The sequence below is a fragment of the Betaproteobacteria bacterium genome, assembly GCA_016713305.1.
Classification (GTDB): domain Bacteria; phylum Pseudomonadota; class Gammaproteobacteria; order Burkholderiales.
Window position 1 is genome coordinate 861,840 of record JADJPK010000031.1, and the last position, 22,153, is coordinate 883,992.

The 22,153-nt window shown below is 66.5% G+C and carries 20 protein-coding genes and 1 pseudogene; 3 read left to right on the plus strand and 18 right to left on the minus strand.

The genetic code is table 11. The annotated features are described in order from the left end of the window. Positions 1-12: 12 nt before the first annotated feature. The 3 genes from IPK20_25600 to IPK20_25610 all read right to left on the minus strand — a co-directional run bounded on the left by IPK20_25600 (position 13) and on the right by IPK20_25610 (position 1,806). On the minus strand, positions 13-399 hold the full coding sequence (locus IPK20_25600) for a VOC family protein (protein ID MBK8019729.1): 387 nt from the start codon (positions 397-399) through the stop codon (positions 13-15). Positions 400-891: 492 nt separating this feature from the next. Continuing rightward, positions 892-1,287, minus strand: a complete 396-nt coding sequence (locus IPK20_25605) for a GFA family protein (GenBank protein ID MBK8019730.1) — start codon at positions 1,285-1,287, stop codon at positions 892-894. Positions 1,288-1,413: 126 nt separating this feature from the next. Beyond that, the gene (locus IPK20_25610) at positions 1,414-1,806 is read right to left on the minus strand and encodes a DUF5329 domain-containing protein (GenBank protein ID MBK8019731.1); all 393 of its coding nucleotides are present in this window, start codon (positions 1,804-1,806) and stop codon (positions 1,414-1,416) included. 191 nt (positions 1,807-1,997) lie between these two features. Between IPK20_25610 and IPK20_25615 the strand changes: the two genes are divergently transcribed. Together IPK20_25615 and IPK20_25620 are read left to right on the plus strand one after the other, a co-directional pair. Next, positions 1,998-3,236 (plus strand): MFS transporter, encoded by a 1,239-nt coding sequence (locus IPK20_25615; GenBank protein ID MBK8019732.1) that lies wholly within the window; start codon positions 1,998-2,000, stop codon positions 3,234-3,236. 10 nt (positions 3,237-3,246) lie between these two features. Then, the gene (locus IPK20_25620; protein MBK8019733.1) at positions 3,247-4,320 is read left to right on the plus strand and encodes an NYN domain-containing protein; all 1,074 of its coding nucleotides are present in this window, start codon (positions 3,247-3,249) and stop codon (positions 4,318-4,320) included. 115 nt (positions 4,321-4,435) lie between these two features. Here the strand turns inward: IPK20_25620 and IPK20_25625 are convergent, their stop codons facing one another. The 5 genes and pseudogenes from IPK20_25625 to IPK20_25645 form a co-directional block, all read right to left on the minus strand. After that, positions 4,436-5,191 (minus strand): methyltransferase domain-containing protein, encoded by a 756-nt coding sequence (locus IPK20_25625; protein MBK8019734.1) that lies wholly within the window; start codon positions 5,189-5,191, stop codon positions 4,436-4,438. Between the two features lie 91 nt (positions 5,192-5,282). Next, positions 5,283-6,065 carry an aldolase gene (locus tag IPK20_25630; GenBank protein ID MBK8019735.1) on the minus strand — a complete coding sequence of 261 codons (783 nt, stop codon included), beginning with the start codon at positions 6,063-6,065 and terminating at the stop codon, positions 5,283-5,285. Positions 6,066-6,073: 8 nt separating this feature from the next. Then, positions 6,074-7,099: a dehydrogenase gene (locus IPK20_25635; protein MBK8019736.1), complete on the minus strand. Its 1,026-nt coding sequence runs from the start codon at positions 7,097-7,099 to the stop codon at positions 6,074-6,076. A gap of 64 nt (positions 7,100-7,163) precedes the next feature. Next, positions 7,164-7,919 (minus strand): glucose 1-dehydrogenase, encoded by a 756-nt coding sequence (locus tag IPK20_25640; protein ID MBK8019737.1) that lies wholly within the window; start codon positions 7,917-7,919, stop codon positions 7,164-7,166. A gap of 33 nt (positions 7,920-7,952) precedes the next feature. Continuing rightward, positions 7,953-8,713: pseudogene (locus IPK20_25645) on the minus strand (SDR family oxidoreductase). A gap of 178 nt (positions 8,714-8,891) precedes the next feature. On the opposite strand from IPK20_25645, the gene IPK20_25650 reads away from it, so the two are divergent. After that, positions 8,892-12,032, plus strand: coding sequence for an AAA family ATPase (locus IPK20_25650; protein ID MBK8019738.1), 3,141 nt, complete (start codon positions 8,892-8,894; stop codon positions 12,030-12,032). 118 nt (positions 12,033-12,150) lie between these two features. Here IPK20_25650 and IPK20_25655 read toward each other — a convergent pair whose 3' ends face one another. The 10 genes from IPK20_25655 to IPK20_25700 form a co-directional block, all read right to left on the minus strand. Continuing rightward, positions 12,151-12,642, minus strand: coding sequence for a hypothetical protein (locus IPK20_25655; GenBank protein ID MBK8019739.1), 492 nt, complete (start codon positions 12,640-12,642; stop codon positions 12,151-12,153). Positions 12,643-12,902: 260 nt separating this feature from the next. After that, the gene (locus IPK20_25660; GenBank protein ID MBK8019740.1) at positions 12,903-16,067 is read right to left on the minus strand and encodes a hypothetical protein; all 3,165 of its coding nucleotides are present in this window, start codon (positions 16,065-16,067) and stop codon (positions 12,903-12,905) included. A gap of 104 nt (positions 16,068-16,171) precedes the next feature. Further along, entirely contained in the window at positions 16,172-16,687 is a 516-nt protein-coding gene (locus IPK20_25665; GenBank protein ID MBK8019741.1) for a hypothetical protein, read from the minus strand. Between the two features lie 90 nt (positions 16,688-16,777). Continuing rightward, entirely contained in the window at positions 16,778-17,437 is a 660-nt protein-coding gene (locus IPK20_25670) for a hypothetical protein (protein ID MBK8019742.1), read from the minus strand. Then, positions 17,425-17,946, minus strand: coding sequence for a hypothetical protein (locus tag IPK20_25675; GenBank protein MBK8019743.1), 522 nt, complete (start codon positions 17,944-17,946; stop codon positions 17,425-17,427). The genes IPK20_25670 and IPK20_25675 overlap by 13 nt, the downstream gene beginning before the upstream one ends. A gap of 80 nt (positions 17,947-18,026) precedes the next feature. Then, positions 18,027-19,979 carry a hypothetical protein gene (locus tag IPK20_25680; GenBank protein ID MBK8019744.1) on the minus strand — a complete coding sequence of 651 codons (1,953 nt, stop codon included), beginning with the start codon at positions 19,977-19,979 and terminating at the stop codon, positions 18,027-18,029. Positions 19,980-20,050: 71 nt separating this feature from the next. After that, entirely contained in the window at positions 20,051-20,305 is a 255-nt protein-coding gene (locus IPK20_25685; protein MBK8019745.1) for a hypothetical protein, read from the minus strand. After that, the gene (locus IPK20_25690) at positions 20,302-20,601 is read right to left on the minus strand and encodes a hypothetical protein (protein ID MBK8019746.1); all 300 of its coding nucleotides are present in this window, start codon (positions 20,599-20,601) and stop codon (positions 20,302-20,304) included. The genes IPK20_25685 and IPK20_25690 overlap by 4 nt, the downstream gene beginning before the upstream one ends. A gap of 9 nt (positions 20,602-20,610) precedes the next feature. Further along, positions 20,611-21,654, minus strand: a complete 1,044-nt coding sequence (locus IPK20_25695; protein MBK8019747.1) for a hypothetical protein — start codon at positions 21,652-21,654, stop codon at positions 20,611-20,613. Between the two features lie 128 nt (positions 21,655-21,782). Further along, positions 21,783-22,118: a hypothetical protein gene (locus IPK20_25700; protein MBK8019748.1), complete on the minus strand. Its 336-nt coding sequence runs from the start codon at positions 22,116-22,118 to the stop codon at positions 21,783-21,785. Positions 22,119-22,153: the final 35 nt, after the last annotated feature.

Below are 22,153 nucleotides of genomic sequence, written 5' to 3' on the forward strand. Positions count from 1 at the left end.
TGCCCGCCGCGTTCAGAACGTTTCGCGCGGGCCGACCTCTGCCTTGTGGCAGACGGCCTCGATGTTGTGTCCGTCCGGACCGATCACGAAAGCACCGTAGTAGTCCGGGTGGTAATGCGGGCGCAGGCCGGGCGGCCCGTTGTCCTTGCCTCCCGCGGCAATGGCGGCGCGATAGAAGGCGTCCACGTCGCCACGTGTTTCCGCCGTGAATGCGATGTGGACCGGCGTGGGCTTTTCCTTGGATTCCGACAGCCACAGAGAGGGCTTGCGGTTGGGGCCGATGCCGACCCCGTACGGGCCTTCCATGACGAGCGCAGCGCCCAGCGGGGCCAGCGCCTTCAGATAGAACTCCTTGCTTTCCGACAGACTGCCCACTTTCAAACCGAGGTGATCGAACACGGTGCCTCCCTGGCTTCGATCTCGTGAATCGCCGGCTCGAGGTCCGAGCCGGACAGGCCGGGTGAGGGTCGAATGATACTTTCGCCCGGCCGGCCGGGCCAGCGCCCGCGTCGATGCGCGAACGCAAGACCACGGTTACGTCTGTGGCACCTCGTCCTGTTTCCGCGTCGTCAAGACAGTCCTGCGAGCGGGAACTCTGACCGGCCCTACCCCATCGCCCCGGGTTGCTGCATCAGCGAGAGAAAGTCGGCCTGGCCCGCGTTCCAGTGGCTGCGCGCCCGCTCGAGCGACCGAATGCCTGGGTGATCCTGCATGTGCCCTCCTCCAGACATCACCGATTGCGGTCGTGTCCACGACCTTGCACCGTCAGGCGGGAATCGGAAGGACTACGCACCCCGAACGACTCCCGTCGACCGGGCCTTCTCCCATCACGCAGGCGGAACCCCATCGGATGCGCGGGACGCCGGGCAGACGCCCCGCGGTCTGCGGGATTCAGCCGTCCCCGTCGTATCGGGGCAGTCCGTCGGCGATCTCATACCAGGGGGCCTTCGACAGGACGTGAATATGATGGGTGGGCCGTACGCCCGGATCGTCGTCGAGCGTGCCCAGCGCGAGCGCAAAGCTCCCCGGTTGGTTGTCCGTGATGTACTGGAGCGCCGAACCGCATCGGCCGCAGAAGGTCCGGCGAACACCGGGCGAGGAGCGGTATGTCACGACCGATTCCTGCCCCGACAGCCACCTGAATTGCGCCAGAGCGACGCGAGCGTAGGTGCCGAAGGCGGCCCCATGGGCCTTGCGGCACATGGAACAGTGACAGTGGCTGGGCTCGCCCGGCGCGCCTTGGATCTCGTAGCGCACCTGTCCACAGAGACAGCTTCCTCGAATCATGCGAATTCCCCCGGTCCCCGGCTATTCACCGGGAAAGGCAAGCGCTGAAGGAAGGTACGGCCGGCCCCCTCTGCCCACGAAGGGAAGATCCGGGAAGTGAACGGAAAGACGTCGCCCCCCCGCACCTCATCGTGCCGAAGACGCGCGATGCCGCGACAGTTCTTCTGTCAGCCAGGCGGCGCTCTGCCGGGGTTCACCGGCTCCGCACTTCACCCGGTACGGCTTGCCGCTCACGCTGCTTTGCGTGGCGGCAAACCGGATGAAGTCCTCGGCCGTGCCGAGCAGCGCTTTCCTGCGAAGGTAGTCGTACTTGTCCTGCAGGTGTTCGCGGGCGGCCTGTGGCTCGTACCACTTTCCGTTGCGGAAGAAGCGGCAATCCGACGCAGCGAGATAGGAAAGCAGATGGGCGATCTCGGCCTGCGCCACTGTCGAGAGCACCGCGGCGGGCGAGATGCCCGGGACCATGCCGGCGAGCGCAGGTACGGCAGCGATCAGGACTCGAATGATTCGAAAGGACATCGTCTGCGCTCCGGCAAATCGTTTGAGACAACGACGGCTCCATTCTTCATGGATCGCCCGCCGGTCGCCGAGTTCCGGGAAGGGCGCCTTGCGCCGTTCCGACGGGGCCCGCTCCGGTTCGCACGGCCTGCCGCGCCGATCGCGCCAATCGCGCAGCGTATACTCCGGGGCTTCCCGGTCCGCAGCACTCCATGACTTCAACCGCTTCCGCGGCCTCGCACTCCGTCCGCCACGACTCCCACGTCATCGGTCTGGTGGGCGTGGCGCATGCGACCTCGCACTTCTTCCATCTCATCGTTGCGCCGCTGTTTCCCTGGCTCAAGGTGGCGTTCGGCCTGAGCTACGCCGAACTGGGGCTGGTGATGACCGTCTTCTTCATCGTGTCCGGCACGGGACAGGCGATGGCGGGCTTCGTGGTCGATCGCGTCGGTGCCTTTCCGGTGCTGCTGGCAGGGGTGGCACTGTGCGGTGTCTCCGCCCTGATGCTTGCCGCTGCCCAGAACTACGCCATGCTGCTGACCGGTGCGGCCGTCGCCGGTGCCGGAAACGCCGTCTTCCACCCGGCGGACTTCACCCTGCTCAATCGCCGCGTCAGCCCCCAGCGTGTTCCGCACGCCTTCAGCATGCACGGCATTTCCGGCAACGTCGGCTGGGCCATCGCTCCGTTGTTCCTCGTGGGCATCACCACACTCTACGACTGGCGGACCGCGCTGTACTGCGCCGCGGTAATTCCCGCGGCGGTGCTGTGCGTTCTCGTTGCCTTTCGCCGGCTGCTCGAACCGGCCGGTCAGGAGCAGCGCGACGGTGGGGCGCACGCGGCCGGAGGAAAGAAGGAGCATGCACTCGGGTTCATGCGCCTGCCCGCGGTGTGGATGTGCTTCGCGTTCTTCATGATCACCGCCATGTCGCTGTCGGGCGTGCAGGTCTTCGCCCCCGCTGCCCTGCACGACCTCTACGAGACCCCTCTCACCCTGGCGAGTGCCGCCATCACGGTGTTCATGGTGTTCAGCGCCATCGGCATGGTCATCGGCGGATTCATCGCCGCGCGCTCCGTCCACCACGAGCGCGTGATCGCCGTGGCGTTCATCGTCGCAGCCTGCTGCGCCGTGGCGCTGGGCTCAGGCCTGCTGCCGGGCATGTTCATCTGGATTCCCATCGCGGTCATGGGATTCGCCTCCGGCGTGGCCGGCCCCTCCCGCGATCTGCTGGTGCGGGCCGCAGCGCCGCGCAACGCGACGGGACGCGTCTACGGTGTCGTCTACTCCGGTCTCGACATCGGCATTTCCATCGCGCCGTTCATGTTCGGCGCATTGATGGACGCCCACCAGCCAGGGATGGTGTTCGTGCTCGTGGGCGTCTTCCAGGCAGCCGCACTCGTCACCGCCGTCGGCGTCGGCCAGCGGACGGCGCGCCGCCTCGCAACCACCTGAGAGAAGAACCATGGCGCAGGAAACGCAAAGCATGGCCCTGTTCTGCGACTTCGAGAACGTCGCGCTGGGTGTCCGCGACGCGAAGTACGAGAAGTTCGATATCAAGAAAGTGCTGGAGCGGCTGCTGCTCAAGGGCAGCATCGTCGTGAAGAAGGCCTACTGCGACTGGGAGCGCTACAAGGGCTTCAAGGCCTCGATGCACGAGGCGTCGTTCGAGCTCATCGAGATCCCGCACGTGCGCCAGTCCGGGAAGAACTCCGCGGACATCCGCATGGTGGTCGATGCGCTGGATCTCTGCTATACGAAATCGCATGTGGACACGTTCGTGCTGATCACCGGCGATTCCGACTTCTCGCCGCTGGTGTCGAAGTTGCGCGAGAACAACAAGACGGTGATCGGCGTGGGCGTGAAGAAGTCGACGTCCGACCTGCTGATTGCCAACTGCGACGAGTTCATCTACTACGACGATCTGGTGCGCGAAAAGCCGAAACGCACCACGACTTCGCGGGGGCGCGCGGCCCCGAAGAGCCTGCCCAAGGAGGCTGCGGAACCGCCATCGGCGGCAGAGGTGGAAGTGCCCGTCGTCGCCGAAGCAGTCGAGGCGCCGCCGCCCGCAGTGGCGGAATCCGCGGGAACCAAGGGGCGCAAGGCCCCCAGCCGGGGCCGCCGCGGTGCGAAGGCGGCGAAGGCGGAACCGGCGGCAGCGGAAACGACCGTCGCCGGAGCGACCGAGGCCGAAGCCGCGGAACCCGCGCACGGAAACGGCAATGGCAATGGCGTCGAGCCGGGCAACGCAGCCGAACCGTTCGTCAAGACCGAGGAACAGAAGAAGCTGGAGGCCATCGAACTGGTGATGGAGACCATCGAAGCCATGGCAGCCGAGCGCGGATCCGAGGACAAGATCTGGGGGTCGATGGTCAAGCAGGCACTGAAGCGCCGCCGCCCCGGCTTCAACGAGAACTACTACGGTTTCAGTTCCTTCTCCCGCCTGCTGGACGAAGCGGAGGCGCGCAAGCTGCTCACGCTGGAGCACGACGAGAAGTCGGGCGGTGTGATCATCCGCGGATTCAGCGCGGACTGGTGAACGTGCGTCGAGGCCCTGGTCCAGAGCGAGGCCGGCGCGGCCTCGCGGGCCGCGGAGCCTGGCGTGCGTTTCCGCCCTCGTCGAGCGGAGTGTCCCGGGGACCAGGGTCCGGGGTCTAGGTCCCGCCCCTGCGCGCCACGCACGACACCCATGCCTGGGCCCACATTCCCTGCGGATCCCTTTCCAGTTCGCGCATGGTGCGCGCATGCTCGGGCATGCCGTCCCGGTCGTATTGCACAGCCATCACGTCCGTGATCGCGGTGATGGGGTCGTAGACTTCGAAGCGGGCGTGCATCCGCGCATCGACAAAGCCCGCCTCCGACAGGAGGGTCGCAAGCTTGCGGCCCGTGCCCGGATCACCGCCGTTGTCCGTCTGCTTGTCCACGTATGCCTGCACGGCAGCGCGCCTCGCGGCCGTGGCCGGTGCCACGATGAAGGCTTCCCAATCGGGCGTTGCCACGCCGATGACTCCCCCGGGCTTGAGAACCCTCAGGCATTCACGAGCGGCGGCAGCGGTGTCGCTCAGATGCTCGAACAGCGCGTGCGAGAAGATCGCGTCGAAATGCGCGTCCGGATACGGAAGTTCGTAGATGCTCGCCTGCCGGAATGTCACATTGTGCAGGCCGGCATCGCGCGCGCGGCGCTGCGCGAGTTCGATCTGGGACGCATCCATGTCGATGGCCTCGACTGCTCCCTGCGGCACACGGGCGACGATTCCGAACGTGATGCTGCCGGGGCCACAGCCGCAGTCCAGCACCTTCATGCCGGGCTGCAGGTGCGGAACGAAGAACGCGCCGTGGGATTCGAGGGTCCGCCGCAGCAGGAATCGCATCGCGGCGTCGCTGTAACCGAGTGTGTATTGTTCGTCCATGTCCTGTCGTGGTGAATTCAGCTCCGGCCCCGCAAGTGCGCGGTCACGAGATGCCGGGGCACCTCGCCTGCCCTGCGGGACGACCTGAGGATCAGAGCGCGTCCTTGAGATCGTTCAGCACCTTGAAGTGGCCGCGCAAGGCAGCCTGGACGAGGTGCACGTCCACGCCCGCGGAGAAGAATCTGAAGCCCTTGGCCCAGTAGTCGCGCGTCCAGGCATCAGAGGCCGTCATCACGCCCAGCGTCTTGCCGTGACGCTTCGCGGCGGCGCACATCCTCTCGATCGCCTGCACGTACGTCGGATGATCGAACTGCGCGGGGATGCCGAGGAAATTGGTGAGATCGAAGTGACCCAGCCACAGGACGTCGACACCCGGAACTGCGGCGATCTCGTCGATGTTCTCGATGCCCTCCGCCGTTTCGATCAGACACATCACGAGCGTGCGCTCGTTGGCGACGCGGATGATTTCCTTCACGTCGCCGCCCTCGTAGTCGTCGGCCGTGAATCCGAATGCGGCGCCACGGCGGCCCTCCGGCGGATAGCGGGTGCTCCGGACGATGCTGCGGGCCTCCTCCGCCGACCCCACCATGGGCACCATGATGCCCATCACTCCCGCATCGAGGGCACGCGCAATGTGGTTGTACTGCCCGGTGGGCACGCGCGCCAGGGGCACGATGCCGATTCCGCGGCACAACGCCGCCTGGGTCTTCACCTGATCGAACGTCGCGCCGTTGTGCTCCATGTCGATCAGCAGGAACTCCCCGCCGCTCGCCTTCACGATCTGCGGCAATCCGGGCACGAGAAAGTCCCAGCCGAAGCTGCCGAAGGCCGGTTCGCCGCGAAGCAGCTTTTCCTTGACGGGGTTGTGGCGCATCTCCCCTCCTATGCGTGGAACTTCCCGGCGAGCGATGCGTGGCGCAGCGCCTCCGGATTGACGACGGTGCGCGGCTTGCGGCCGTGCGCGAGATCCACGGCGGCGCGGAATGCGCCTTCGCCCAGCATGCGCATGCACTCGTCCGTGTGACAGATGGCGTGAGGCGCCACGATCACGTTGTCCAGGCCCAGCAGCGGGTTGTCGACAGGCGTGGGCTCCTGTTCGAACACGTCGATGGCCGCGCCGGCGATGCGGCCGGTCTTCAACGCCTCGAACAGCGCGTTCTCCTGCACCACCGGTCCGCGCGAGGTGTTGATGAAATAGGCGCTCGGCTTCATGAGACCGAACTGCGGCGCCCCCATCAGACCCTTGGTGCGATCGTCCAGCAGGCAGTTCACCGACACGAAGTCCGATTGCTGCAGCAGCGTGTCGAGGTCGACCATGGTCACGCCCAGGTCCGCCACGGCGGACTGAGGCACATGGGGGTCGCACCCGAGCAGCTTCAGGTCGAAGGGCCGCGCCAGCTTCAACACCTCCTTGCCGATGTTGCCCACGCCGATCACGCCGAGGGTGCGGCCCATGAGTCCCATCCCCAGATAGTTGCCCTTCTCCGCCCAGCGCCCGTCACGCACGAGCCGGTCCTTGAGCACCAGCCGGTGTGCGAGCGCCAGCACGTACAGCATCACCGAAGCCGCGACCGGACGCCGAACGCCTTCGGGCACGATGGTGAGCAGCACGCCGTTGTCCGTGCAGGCCTGCACGTCGACGTTGTCGTAGCCGACGCCGAAGCGGGCCACGAGCTTCATCCGGCGATCTGCGCCGGACAGCGTCTGGCGTGTGACCTTCGAGCCCATCAGGCAGAACGCGTCGTAGCGCGCCGCGTGCGCAGGCGTCAGCTCCGCGGCCTTCTCGGGGAGGATCTCCCATTCCACCGCCGGATCGTCGAGGATCTTCATCGCCTCGGGTCCGAATACCGTCCCACCATCGGCCGTCACGATCTCCGGACTGATGCCGATCCTGAATTTTTCGGTCATGTCACTTCTCCTCCATGCGTGTATCGGCGCCGCTGCGCGTGCCTGCGTGCGTCCGTCTGTCCTGCTACATCGCGGCCGTGAATGCGCCGTCCACCACCAGCACGTGTCCGTTGACGAACGAGGCCTCGTCGGAGGCCAGGAACACGCAAGCCGGCCCCAGTTCCTCCGGCTTTCCCCACCGGGCCGCCGGCGTGCGCTTGCAGACCCAGTCGTTGAATTCGACGTTGTCGATGAGCGCCGTGTTCATCTCGGTGGCGAAATAGCCCGGCGCGATGGCATTCACCGTGATGCCTTCCTTCGCCAGTTCGACGGCAAGTTCCCGCGTGAGCGCATGGACGGCGCCCTTGGACGCGATGTAGGCGGAGATCGTGGGGCGTGCCGCGATGGCGCTGATGGAGCCCGTGACGATGATGCGGCCGCGTTTCGCCGGAATCATCAGCCGGGCGGCCTCGCGCGCCAGCATCCACACGGCGGTGAGATTGGTGTCGAGCACCCGGCGGAAATCCGCCGTCTCGAACTCGCGGATCGGCTTGCGGTGCTGGATCCCGGCGTTGAGCACCACGATGTCCAGCCGCCCGTGCTTGCGGCCGATGGCCGCCACCGCCTGGACCGCGACTTCCTCGTGCGTGACGTCGAACGCTTCCACCTCGGCGGACCAGCCGCGGGCTGTCAGATCCGCGCAGCGCTGCTCCAGCGCCTGGACATCGCGGCCATTGAGGATCACCGTGGCGCCCGCCTGGGCCAGCGACGAGGCCATCGCCCAGCCCAGCCCCCGCGACGCGCCGGTCACGAGCGCGATCTTTCCCTTCAGGTCGAACATGGTCTGACTCCTCCGTATCTGTCCGGCCCACGCTCAGGGCATGTACTGGCCGCCGTTCACTTCGATGATCTGTCCGGTCACGTATCCGCTCATCTGCGCTGAGGCGAGGTACAGGAATGCGCCGGTGCATTCGTCCGGCGTGCCGATCCGGTTCATGGGAATGGTCGACTTGAACGCCTCGAGCATCTGCGGCGTCGAGAACCGGTCGTGGAACGGCGTGTGGATCACCCCGGGGCCACAGCGTTCACCCGGATGCCGTCCTTGACCAGTTCCTTGGCCAGCCCGCGGGTCATGGTGGACACAAAACCCTTCGAACCCGCGTAGAGCACGGCGCCGGGACCGCCGCCATGACGCGCGGCGACCGACGTCACGTTGATGACGGCGCCACCCCCTTGCGCCCGCATCTGCGGAACAGCCGCCGAGATGCAGGTGAGCGCCGAGCGCACGTTGAGATGCAGCACCTGGTCGAACAGTTCGTCGGTCAGCTGCTCGATGGGCACCCTCTGCACCATCGCCCCGGCATTGTTGACGAGAACGTCCAGCCGTCCGAAGGCCCTGATGGTGGCGGCCACCACCTCCCGGCATGCCGCCGAGGACGTGACATCCGCCCGGACTGCGACCGCATCGCCTCCCGCCTTGCGAATGTCGGACACCACCGATTCGGCATCGTCGCGGCTGCTGTTGTAGTGCACGGCCACCCGCGCACCGTTGGCACCGAATGCCCTGGCCGCCGCTGCGCCGATGCCGGTGCTGGCGCCTGTCACGAGCACGGCCCTGCCCTTCAGATCCTCGATCATCCTCGGTCCCCGTAGTTCGCACAGGGTGAACCCTGTTCGAGCCGATGGTATAACACGGGCGAGAGTGATCGGCGCGCCGCCCGCTGCTAGTATCCGCGCTGGCGTTGCCTCCGGCGGGCATGCGTGGCCCGTCCGGTCGCCGGGAAGTCCTCTCAGTGACGAGACGAACAAGATCATGAATCCAGCACCGGAAGCCCGTGCCGTCGGCGCGAGCCCCGAGCGTCGCCAGGCCACCATCGCGTTCTGCGACGTGGTGGACTCCACCGCACTCGCCTCCCGGCTCGACCCGGAGGATCTGCGCGAAGTGCTCGGCGCGTTCTTCTCCACGGCCGGCGCCATCGTCGCCCGCCACGAGGGACTGGTCGCCCGCTACATGGGCGACGGCATGCTTCTGTATTTCGGCTACCCCCACGCCAGCGAAGACGCCCCCGAGCGCGCGGCGAGGGCCGCGCTGGAGATCGTGGAGGCGGTCGCCAGACTGGAGCCCATGCCGGGTATCGGCATCCGCGTGCGCGTGGGCGTCGCCACGGGGATGGTCGTGATCGGGGACGTCCTGGGGGAGGGCGCAGCGCGCGAACAGGCGGTGTCCGGAATCACCGCCCACCTCGCGGCCCGCGTGCAGGCCGTCGCTCAGCCCGGGCAAGTGCTCGTGGCCGACAGCACCCGGCTGCTCCTCGGGAATCTCTTCGATTGCCAGGACCTCGGGCTGCACCCGATGAAGGGGTTCTCGGAACCGCAGCGGGTCTGGCACGTGGCGGCAGAACAGCATGTCGTGAGCCGGTTCAAGGCGCAGCGACAGCGCCACGGCAGTGCGCCGCTGGTGGGACGCGACGCCGAAGCGGCCACCCTGCAGGATCTATGGGCGAAGGCCGCGGCGGGCAGCGGGCAGATCGTCGAGATCCGTGGCGAGGCCGGCATCGGCAAGTCGCGTCTGGCGGAAGCCTTCCTGCAGCAGATCGAGAACGAACCGCAGTGGCTCCTGCGCTATTCGTGCACTCCGCACACGGCCAACACGGCGCTGTTCCCGGTGATCAGCCAGATCGAATTCGCGGCGGGATTCACGCGCCAAGACGCGCCGGTGGTGAAGTTGCAGAAGCTTGCGGACTTTCTGGAGCGCCTGCCGACCGCCGTGGATACGGCGCAGGCGGTCAGCTATCTCGGCACCCTTCTGTCGATTCCTCTCGAAGGCAGCGCCTATCCGGTACCAGCGGACACGCCCGAAAGGCGTCGCGACAAGACCTTGGAGATCCTCCGCAACTGGCCGCTCACACTTTCCAAGGACCGGCCGGTCGTGATGTTCGTGGAGGATCTGCACTGGGCCGACCCCACCACCCTCGATCTGCTGGGTCAGTTCATTGCGGCCCTTCCGGGCCATCGCGTGCTGCTGATCGCGACCTCGCGTCCGGAGTTCGAATCCGGCTGGTCCGAAAGCCCCCGGCTCACGCGCCTGCCGCTGAACCGTCTCGATCGAGACAGCCGCGTCACCATCGTCAACCACTTCGCCGCCGACCGCAGCATGCCGGACGAAGTGCTGGCCCAGATCGTCGATCGCAGCGACGGCGTTCCCCTGTTCGTGGAGGAGATCACGCACGCGGTGCTGGAGGGAGGGGCGCTCGATTCAGCGCAGGGACGCACGCAGGTCATCGTGCCCAGTTCCCTGCAGGATCTGCTCATGGCGCGCCTGGACCGGCTGTCCGGCGCCAAGGAGATTGCGCAGGTCGCCGCAGTGATCGGGCGGGATTTTTCCCGGGACCTGCTGGCCGCCGTGGTGCAGCCAGGCAGCGTGGAGATCGACGACGCGATCGCCCGGCTGGACGATGCCGAACTGGTCCAGCCGATCTCGGATGCCGATGGCGGAAGTTACCGCTTCCGCCACGCGCTCATCCAGGATGCCGCCTACGGGACCTTGCTTCGCGCCACCCGCCAGCGGCTGCACGGCCGGATCGCCGAAGCGATCGAGGCGCGCTTCCCCGAGACGGCCGAGAGCGCGCCCGAACTCCTGGCCCACCACTTCACCCAGGCCGCCGACGCGCCCCACGCCGTGCCGTACTGGAGACGCGCCGGGCTGCGCGCCGCCAGCCGCGCGGCGAACGCCGAGGCGAGCCGGCACTTCGAGGCGGCGCTGACGCAACTGGCCCTGTTGCCCGTCACCCCGGAGCGCCTGGGGCTGGAACTGGAACTCCAGGTGCAACTGGGGCTGGCCCTGTCCGCATGGCGCGGCTACGCGGCACCGGGGGTAGAAACGGCCTATCGCCGCGCCCGGGAGCTATGCCACATGATGGGCGACGTCGCCGAACTGTTCCCGGTGATCCGCGGCCTGTGCACGTTCTACATCGTCCGCACCGATCTCACGGCGGCGCACGAACTGGCCCTGCAGTGCGTGCGGCTGGGCGAGGAGACGGCCCGCCCCGATTACCTCGTGGAAGGTTATTCGGCGCTGGGCTATGTGCTCTACTACTTCGGGCAGTTGGACAAGGCCGTCGAACTGCTGTCCCGTTCCATCGAGATCTACCGCAACGCCGACGGAGAGAAGCTCGTCTATCCGTCCGCCCAGGATCCGTGCATCGCGTCGCTGTGCCTGCTTTCCCACGCGCAGTGCCTGCAGGGCCGTCTGCCCGAAGCGAGAAGGACGGCCGATGAAGCGATCGAGCTGGCGCAGCGCCTGAACCGGCCCTTCGAGATGGCCTATGCACGGGGCTATTGCGCCATGCTGGAGAATCTCCTGGGCAATCCGCTGCTCGCGCTCAATCACGCACAGCAGTGTCTTGCGATCTCGCAGGAACGCGGTTTCATGATCTGGCTGGGCGTGGGCACGATCCAGCTCTGCTGTGCGATGACGGCCACGGGGAACGCCCAGGGTGCGGTGGACATGCTGGAAGGCACGTTTGCCGCGTGGCTCGCCGGCGGCGCGAAACTCAGCACGCCGTTCTGCAAGGCCTGGATCGCCCGCACGCGGCTGGCGCTCGGACATGCCGTCGAAGCGGCCGCCGCCATCGACGAAGGTCTTGCCGCCTCCGCCGAGTCGAGGGAGCGCTACATGGACGCCGACCTGCTGCGGTTGAAGGCGGATGTGGCGCTGACCCGCGGAGAACGCGGCGCAGCGGCCGAAGCGCTGCGCGAGTCGCTGCGCATTGCGGCGGAACAGGGCACGAGGCTGTTCGAATTGCGGTCGGCCACCGCGCTGTACCGGCTCGAGCCGGACGCCGCAGCCCGCGAATACCTCGAGCGAGTACTGAGGCCGTTGGCCGGATATACGGAAATCTGCCCGGACATGGCGATCGCTGCAGCCGAACTTGCCGGCGAGCACATCGCGTAGATCGAGAATCCCTGACCCGCTGGCGGTGGAACCGCACGAATCGCCGAGTACTGAAAACGGAACGGCGTCGGACCACGTTCTCCAGTCCATCGGAGGATGCGGCCCGGCGCAGCCTTGATCAAGGCAAACGATAGTCCAGCCGCTGGTTGCAGTGGAGTTCACCTCCCGTTCCTGCAGGCTTGCACTTCCACGGACCGCTTCCCTGGATGCCTGTGTACTTGCCCGTACCGCCCACGATCTCGTTGGTCCCGCTTCCGCCGCCCTCGGGTACGAGCGTGCCGGTGAACTCGGTGAAGATGCGGTCGCCGTCCGCGTCGCTGAACGTACAGAACCCCTTGTCCTTGCCCCTGCCTTCGATCAGGAAGAACACATCGAAGCAGTTGGCCGGTCCCTGGTGGAGCGGTCCGCTTCCCTTGTCATTGAACGTGACGCCTGACACGGTTCCGTGACCCTGTACGTGCTTGTCGGCCACGTTCAGGACGCCACCTGAGAATTTCCATCCCGTGTGATAGGCGATCGTGCCCGAGCGCGGCAGCGTATCCGCCGAAGCGCCCGCACATGCCGCTGCCACTGCGAAACCTGCTGTTGCCCTGAACAGAAATGTTTTCATGGCTCAACCTCCCTTTCGTGTCGATTCGTCGGAGTCGTCTGCGCCATCGGGTCCGGATCGCGGTTCTATGGGCGCACGCAACAGTTCGCCCAGTCTCCTCAGACTTCTGAAGCCACGCACGCCGGCGCGCTCGGCATCCTCGACACTTCCCGTCAAGAATCGGTACCCGTGACGATAGATGCGGACGATGTAGATTCGCGGCAGGCGCATGATTTCCGTCTCCCTTCGACGCAAAGCCAGCTTAGGGGGACGGCAGCTATTTATTCGGTACGGATTGCGAGGCCGAGGAGACGAAGGCTCTCGTCCGATGGCGCGACTCCGAGCGTCTGCGAAAGCGTTCTCTGCAGTCGGCGGTACGCGCTTGCGGCCTCCGCGTGCCGGCAAAGCGCGAGATGGCAGCGCATGAGCCCCTGATGAAAGGATTCCACGAGCATGTCGGCATCGAGTCCTCGCTCGTAGAGTGCGGCCGCACCCTCGAAGTCCTGCTCGCGCTCCCGCAGTCCTGCGACGCGTTCAACGACCCGGATGAACCTCCCGCGAAGGCGCTCGCGCAGGGGAAGCGTCCATGGCTCCCCCTGGTCCCCTGCGAGAAGCGGGCCGCGATAGTGACGCAGGAACAGGCGGGCGGTCTCATCGGCGCTTCTCTCCGGGCATACCGTGCCTTCCAGGGCCACGGCGTCGATCCAGCAGATCTGCAGATCGACCGAGAGCGTTCCTCCACTCTGGCGAATCGCATCGGCATTGCCGAGCCAGCGGCGAAGACGGTGCAGTGCCGCCCCCAGCGACTGCCGTGCGGCATCCGCCTCCTCGCCGGGCCACAGGGCGTCCGCGAGCCGATCCTCCGGGACATCCCGACCGCCGAAGGCAATGACGGCCTTCAACAGCGCCAGGGTCTTGCGGGGCGCCTTGCGGCCGAACTCCACAGGCCGTCCGTCCACCCACACCTCGAACCTCCCCATGACGTATACCCTGAGTCGCCACGGCCAGGATTCCAGCCAGAGGCGGCCCGGACGAACATCGAACGCGAGAGCGATCTCGCGCGCGGTGTCTGCTTCGATCCCCCGTTCGAGCGCGACCGGCAGGAGTTCGGAGAGCGCATTCCCGTACCAGCGCAAACGCTCGCGCGCGCGTGGATCGCTGGCGCGACGCAGTGCCTGCCGCAGATGGCCATCGCGGGATTCCTCTCGTCCACGCCGATGCTCGAGCCACGCTTCGTTCATCTCGATGGCGCAGAGATAGTGACGTGTGACCGGGCCCGAGACGTGCGCACGCATGCGTACGAGGAATTCCTCTGCAAGCTCGCAGGCGCCCGATCCGACCAGTATGTTGGAAGTGACCGTTCCCACGAGCATGATGCCGACGTACTGTCCTCCCGACTCGGCGACCGCCCAGCCCCGCCTGGCGAGATCCACCGCTTCCAGGTGCCGCCCGCGGTCGAATGCCACACAGCTCTTTATGAAAAACCGCGGAGCGAAGCAGGTATCGATGGCCCCGGATGCAGAGTCCATTTTCCGGATCGTCGCTTCGGCTTCGTCCAGCCTGCCGTCCCGTCTCAGGCAAAGCGCCCGCCAGGTGCTCACGTTCATCTCCAGTTCCGCGAACCCCAGGCCTGCGATCAGGTTCTCCGCGTCGTCCAGACCTGTAAGCGACTGGTCGTACCGGCCGTGCATGTAGTGCGTATATCCCTCCATCGCCAGGTAATGGCCAGCGTTGATGGCGAGCAATTCGGGATTGCCGAGCAACGGCCTGGCGATCTGCATGGCGAGGTCCGCTGCCGAAACGTCGAGCGACGTGTTTTCGTAGCCGTGGAGGACGCTGGCCACGGAAACTGCCAAATTGGGGTCACGTTCCTTGGGAAGCAAATGGCGCACCCTTTCCAGTGCGCGCGGCAGGGCAGGGTGATCCGGATTGCGGTAGCTGGCCGCCATCAGCAATGACGCGTTGACGCGCAGTTCGTCAGCGGGTGCAAGTACGAGACCGGAAGCGTCCAATAGAGCGGCGATCACCTCTATCCATGGGTCCATCGCGAGGAAATCGCGAAAGATCAGATAGAGCACCTCCAGCACGCCCGCAGCACAAATGATCTGACCCGCCGGGTCGGCCGCATCGCGGAACGCGCGGTAGGCCATGTCGAGAAGCTCGCTTGCGGCGCCGCGGTTGGAGAACACCATGGCGCGGCCACGCCAGTAAAGAGGCCACGGCTCCAGAACAGCACCTCGTTCCGATGCGATATCGGTCCACTCCAGCACGGTGCGCCATCGGCCTTGAGCCAGCAGACCGGGCGCGGCGGTGGCCATCAGACGCACCGCCTGGGGTAGATCTTCCGCGTCCACCCAGGTGGTGAATGCGTCCTCCATCCGGCCAGCCTCCTCGAATGCGGCCGCCGCATGTCTTGCGATGGCTTGCCGCTCTGCTGGTGTCATGACCGACAGGGATCGATGCCGAAGGAAAGCCCGGAAAAGAGCGTGCAGTCTGTAGGTCGGCGTGTCGCTGCTGGTCCGCTCGAGGAACAGGTGCCGGCGATACAGGCTCTCGAGCACGTTCAGCGCTTCCGAGGTCTCTGCGAGCCGGCTCACGAGCGCAGCCTCCGCGACCGGCAGCAAGGCCGCGACAAGGAGCACGTGCTGGACCGTGGCCGGCACCCTTTCGAAGATGACCTGGGAGAAGTAGTCGAACACCGTCTCCATCGCATCGGCACGGACCGCCACGCGGCTCGGAGTAGCGGCGCGCGCCCTTTCCAGCAGCAGCGAGAACCCGGCGAACCATCCATCGGTCTGCTCGTGGAATCGACGTGCAAGCGCAATGTTCTGCAAGCCCGCGGCCACCGCGACAGCTTCGCCTTCTTCCGCGGACAGTCTCAGCTCGTTCCAGGACAGGATCGAAAGTCTCGAGTTCAAAATGCACTCCGCGAACGCGGGTGGCGGATCCGTCCGGCTGATGGCCAGGATGCCCGCGTGTTCGGGCAATTCCTCGACGAATGCGACGAGCGCGGAATGAACCGGAGAATCGGCAGCCAGTTCATGGAGGTTGTCCAGCACAAGGACGGTCCCGGCTGGCATCCTGAGACAGGCCTCGCGAAAGAATCGGCGTGCGAAACCGCGCAGATCGGGCAGATATTCGGGAGTGAACAACGGCAGCGCCCTGCCACGCCGCGGCGTGTTCACCAGGACGAGTTCCCTCAGGAAATAGAAGAACGTCGCCGGATCGGAGTCGGCGGGATCGACTTGGTACCAAAGAACACCGGCACGAGCTGCCTCGAGGTAGCTCGACACCAGAGCCGTCTTGCCCGCTCCCGGAGGGCCTGCGATCCAGACCGGCGCAGTTGCCCGCAGATCGTCCAGCCGCCGGAACAGCCGTTCCCTGACGACCGGAGCGTGCAGGCGCGGCCTTGTGAGCTTCGAGAGCCTTCTCCTGGCAGGCGACATCCCGCATCCGTGCAGTGAAGCCGACTCTCATCCTACCTGCGCGTCACATACCGTTCTCCTACGGATTGGCGGAAACGAAAGATTTGCGTTCCGTCGAGCCACGATCACTGTTCCATCAGGCCCGACCATTCCTCCAGGAAACCGCCGTCTGCGGTCCCCGTGCCAGTCCAGGTGCCGCCGCCAGCCAATCCGGAGAACGGGCCGGATCCCGATCCCGGAACGACGAACCATCCCCCGCTGCAATGGGTGACCGGCTTGCCGCCCGCCTCCCCGGCGGGATAGCAGACGCCGTTCCACTCGACCAGGACACTGCCCCCGGACTTCTCCGTCCTGGAGAACCCGCGTCCTGTCCCGTAGCCGCCTGCCATGTCCCAGTACGCCGTCGCGGTCCTGCTGGAATCGGCCCAGAGGCCTTTGCCCCGCAATTCGCGATCCACTGCCTTGCTCAGCGAGAAAAAGGTCAGCCGGCCGTTTTTCTCGTCCTTGCCTATCTGCTCGAACTTCTCCGGTTTGTGCACTGCGGTCACGGTCATGGGAAAGGTCTGTCCCGCCAGGCTCGCGTGCGGGCCGAGCAGAACCGTTGCGGCAATCAGCGGGGAAACCAGATTCTTGAAGGGCATGTCGTTCTCCTCGACGGGGCATTCGAAAAAGTTGCTCCGACTATGCCGTTTCGACGGATACCGTTTGGATACCGATTGGGGGGTGCGGCCTCAGACCTCTGGAGGCGGGAGCGACCGTGTGATCAGCGATGCCAGGTACAAGCCCTCGCTCTCTGGCGACGGTGTCCGTCCGAACGCACGCGCGAGCGTTCGCTGCAGCCGCCGGTACACCCTCCCCACTTCCGAGACTTGCCCCTGGAACGACAGGCAGCGCATCAGTCCCTGATGGAACCGTTCCACGAGTTCGTCGACGGCGATGCCGTGCTCGTACCACTGGCCGGCCTCCTCGTGACGCGATCGGTCCTCCAACATCCTTGCCGTACGTTCGACCAAGCGGACGAAGCGCTCGCGCAGCGCCTCGCGGTGCTTCAGTACCCACCCGGCATCGGTCTCGTCCGGCAGGAATGCGCCTCGGTACAGGTGTCGGGCACGGGGTGCGACCTCGAGGCCTTCCTCACTCTCGTGATTGTCCAGGCAGCCGTCGGCCAGCTGCCGGAATTCCCGCACGTCGGTCCACACGATCCCAGGATTCAGCGTGAGTCGTCCTCCGCTCAGTTCAACGGCGTCCGTGCGACCGAGCAGCGATCTCAGCCGGTGCAGCGCCGCGGCGAACGCCTTGTGCGCAAGATCTGCTTCTTCCTGTGGCCACAGACAGTCCAGGACAGCCGCTTCGGGAACGCCTTCTTCGCCCAGCGCGATCAGCAGACGCAAGAGTTCCAGGGCCGCCTCGGCGCCTTCCTGCCGTGACGGGGCACTTCTCCGCCCACCCGCAAGGTGAATCGCCCCAGCGCATGGATCTTGACCGGCCACGGCCAGCATTCCGAACAGCCCGGTCCGGCCTGCCAGCCGTGGCGGTGGATCAGCCTGACGACATACGTGGTCTCCACGTCTTCCCGTAGCGCGAGATCGGCAAAGCGGACAACCCATGGCTTGACCCAATGCAGATAGTCGCCGTGTCCCGTCGACACCGCACACCGCCACATCGCCCGTACCAGAACGATCGATCTGTCGACATTTCCGTCGAGTTCCTCGATGCGCGCTTCCACCGCCAGAAGCAAGGGATCGAAACACGTCAGCGCGGTGCCGGCGATCGCACGTCGCTGTTCCTCCAGCACCTCGCGCGCCTCGTTCAACGCGCCGGTCTCAGCCAGACCATAGACGAACGGAATGCCATAGTGGATGCGATAGGACGGAGCGCTGAGCGTTCTTGCAACGGACATGGCACGTTCGCCGCAACGCCGGGCTTGCCAGCCATCCTGGCGATACAGCGCGAGCCACGCCGAACAGGCGCTGAGAAGAGCTACCTGCAGCGGTTTTGACGAGTCCACCGATGCTTCGGCACGAGCTTCCAGCGCGGCCGCAGCCTCGAGCCTTCCCCGCGAGGCTTCCGCGCCGCTGGCGAAGTACGCAGCCAGGAACGCGATCTGCCCGAAACCCTCCGTCGCCGCAATCGCATCGGCCTTTCCCGCCGAATCGACAGCGTCGGCGTAGCGTCCGCGAGGCGGAGCATGTAGGCCTTCCAGAGGTGCCAATGGGCCCGGCCGTAGGCTGTCACCTCCGCCTGACCAACGAGGCTGATCGCCCTGCGCTCGAGCGCCGGCGTCAGATCGAACCGCCCCGCAAAGGTTGCGTAGATGGTGAGATAGGTGGTCGCGAGCAGCCGCTGGCCGCGTCGAGGCAGCAACTGGCAGCAGCGCCAGCGCCGCCGTCGCAGAGTCCTCGAGCCGGTGGTCAGGCCGGGCGAAGAGGCGCGCGAGGAGCAGCGAGGCGTGGCACCGCAATATGAGATCGGAGTCGGTGGAGCGGAACCCGCTTTCGAGTATCCGGGCGAGTTCGTCGATCCAGGGAAGCATGGCCCTGTGATCGGCGGTTTGCGTGGAAGATGATCTCGATCATGGCGCATGCGCAGCGGGCTCCCCACGATGTCGTCCGCGTCCACGAATCGGCGGTGGGCCGCCGCGATGAGCCCGGGCGCGCGGCGGCATCGTCGATCGCCGCGACGATGCCGTGGGCGTATTGGATCGGGCGAGCCTGTCGGAGATGGCCCCAGGAGGCGCCCGATCCAAGCGGCGATCTGGTCGTGCCTGCCCTGTCGCAGACACTCGTGCATCACTTCTTCCAGCGCCGGGACCGCGGCCGGCCACGCTTTGCCTCGATGAAGAGGTCGATCGCCTGCTCGGCGTGACCGTGGTTCATGCACACGGCCGCCGCGTCCCTTGCCGCATCGCCCGCACCGCTGCGCCGTCATCGCCGCGTCGCCCTGATGCTGCAGGTAGCCGCGGAACAGGCCGTGGTACTGGAAGTAGCGCTCCGAATCTCCCGTGCAGTGCACGAACAGATGACGACGGTACAGCGAGGAGAGGATCTCTCCCGACCGCGCGTTGCCCGTCAGCGCCTCGGCCATGGCCACACTGAACGGCGGCAGCCTGGCCGTGGCGAGCAGGAAACTGCGCTCTTCTTCGGTCATGTGCTCGAACACCTGGGTCGCCAGGTAGCCGAACACCTCGCCACGGGTGATCGCCGGGTACGAGCCCACGGCCCAGCCCGGGCGTCCGGCGCTCTCCAGCAGCAGCGTGAGCCCCGCAGCCCAGCCGTCGGCCTGCCGCACGAGTGCGGCGAGCGCCTCGTCCGTGCCCACGAAGCGCCCGCGCGCGACCTCCCGGGCCTCGTCGACCGTGAGGCGAAGCTCGGCCGGATCGACACGCAGCAGCGTTTCCTCCGCTCGGGCGCGCGAAGGAGGCGCAGGCGGCTCCTCCCGCGAAACGACGACCACGATCGAACCGCCGCACGCCTCGTAGAGCAGTTCGGCGAAGACCCGCTCCATCACGGCGACGCCGCCGGCGTCCTGAAAATTGTCGAGGACGAACACGGAGCCTTCCGGCAGTTGCCGGAACATGTCCCGAAAGAACCGGCGTGCGAATCCCGCCACGTCGGACCGGTACTCGGGTGTCAGATGAGGCAGCGTCCGGACGCGGCGGCGCGAACCGCCGAGCACCGCGTCCCGAAGGTAGTGGAAGAACGTCGCCGGATCCCGGTCGGCCGGATCGGCGCGGTACCAGAGGCCTTCCACCCCGCGGGCATCCAGCCACGAAGCGACGAGCGTCGTCTTGCCGGCGCCCGGCGGACCGGCCACGAAGACGGATCTCGAATCGGACCGCGCGCAGTCGAGGCGTTCGAACAATCGCAGGCGGCGCACGGGCTGCTTCAGCTTCGGCCGCGCGAGCTTCGCCAGCAGGGGGGAGGATCGCACCATGTCTTGCCGTGACGAACGAGTGCCGGCACCGGACGGAAGTCCGGATTATTCCACGCGGATTCACGGCCGACTCAAGAACGCCGGCAACGGACTCTGACGCCACCCGGGGAACTCTTGGCGCCCTGGCGAGCAGGGCCCGCCGGACCGGCGACGAGCGCCTGCCAGAGTTCGTCGCGGTCGCGAAACGGGCGCGGCTTGCCACCCTGAACGAACTCCACCAGCCCGGCCAGCGCGCACTGCCCGCCATCGGCGTCGTGGCGGTAGACGTGGACGATGCAGATGTCGGTGCGCATGGCCGGGCCCGTTCCGCGGCGCAGAACGGTCAAGGCGTTTCCCACTCCCACTCGATATCGTCCCAGTTCACGACCGGCGAGACAGACACGAAGTTGAACTTGCCCTTGCCCTTGATCCCGCTGAAGGGGCCGGAACCGCCGAGCAGGGTGACGACCCCGGACGATCCGTGGTCGTTGCCCTTCCAGTCGCACCGTGCATAGAGCTTGTGCCCATCGGAGGTCGTGAAGGTCTTCATGTAGTAGCCGGACGCGGTGCCCGCGTCGCCCACGAACTGGACGATGTAGTGGGCCCCGATCGAGGAGACGGTCGAGCTTCGCGCCGCCGCCATTGTGGAAGATCAGCCCTTCCTGCTCACCCGACCATGCCGCCTTGTAAGGGTGACCCTCGGGGCCTTGACCTCGTGGAACTTCGTATTGTTGAGCACGGCGTGGCCCGAACACGCCCGCTCGCCCGCCAGGGCGTCCGACGCGACCGGCACGATCCCGATGGCGAGCGCGAGGATCCTGCCAACACTTTCTTGCCGTCCATGTCTGCCTCCTTCCAGATTGAAGTTGCGTCGCCGGCTTCGCGACAGAAGGAAGTTTCCCGCCCCTTCACCCACCGATCGCCCACGCATGCGAAGTCCGCACGGAAAAAGCTGGACGCTGCTGCCCGCGGCGGACAAGGTAACCAAGAGGCGCGGCGCGCTGTCCCGGAGATCTGGATCCGCGGCCCGTGTCCCGGACGCTCTCAACGCGCGGGACAGAGACTCGCTCGATGCGGAAGGTTCGACACCGAGGACCACCGACAGCGTCTGGCGGAGGCGGCGGAACACGTTGAGCCCTTCGGCCAGCCGGCCCTGCGCAAGAAGACATCGCATCGCCCCCTGGTAGAACGCTTCGATGAGCGGGTCGATGCCAAGGCCGCGCTCGTAGACCGCCAACGCGGAATCCAACCGCCCGGCGTCCTCCTCCCGGCGGCCGCGGAGTTCCACGATGCGGGTGTGAAGTCCGCGGATCCTGAGGCGTCGCCGGACGGTCCAGGGTAGATCCGTATCGGCGGGCAGGAATTCCCCGGTGCACGAGGTCAAGGCCGCCTCGAGCAGCCGGTCGGTATCCGGTCCGGCCTCCACGGCGATCGGAATCTGCTCCACCAGCGATTCGAACTCATCCGCGTCGACCCGGCACACGTCACGGTTGAGGCTGACGCGCTCGTCACTGACGATCAGCGCGTCATTGCGTCCCAGCAGCCGGCGAAGCCGCATGAGTGTGACCTCCAGCGACTTCCGGGCACCGTCCGCGTCGTCGTTCTCCCACAGCCAGTCGGCGAGCCGGTCGGAGGGCACCTCGTCGCCGCCGGCCGCGACCAGGGCCTTGAGGAGATTGAGCGGCTTGCGGGGCATCTTTTCCGTGGAACCGCAGAGGCTCGCCGTTGCACTCGATGGCGAAATCGCGCCCAGGGTGACCACTCACGGGCCAGGCCAGCGAGCCGCGGCGGCACCGGCCGGTGCCCGGATGCCGAACCGCTGGATCACCCGAGGACGTAGTCGCGTTCGATGTCCAGTTCGAGGGCCCGTCCCAGCAGCATCCTCAGGGCCCGGCTCCAGCGGAACAGATTCGTGTACAGGAATCCATCCGCGCGTGCCCGACGCAGGGCCGCACGCAGCCGGTCGCCGGCAGGGTCGTCGCCCGACTGGAGGTCATCCAGCGCCTCCAGCAGCGCCGCCTCGTGCAGAAAGTGTTCGAAGCACGAGCCCCCGGCAAGTCTCCGCATGCGGGCAAGCGCCTCGGCCAGTGCCGGCCGGGAGCCGGCGATGGCAAGAGCATCGACTTCGTGGGCGGCACTCAGAACTTCGAGATAGCGCATGCCCGTCGCCGCGGCGACGCGAGCTCTCTTGCGTG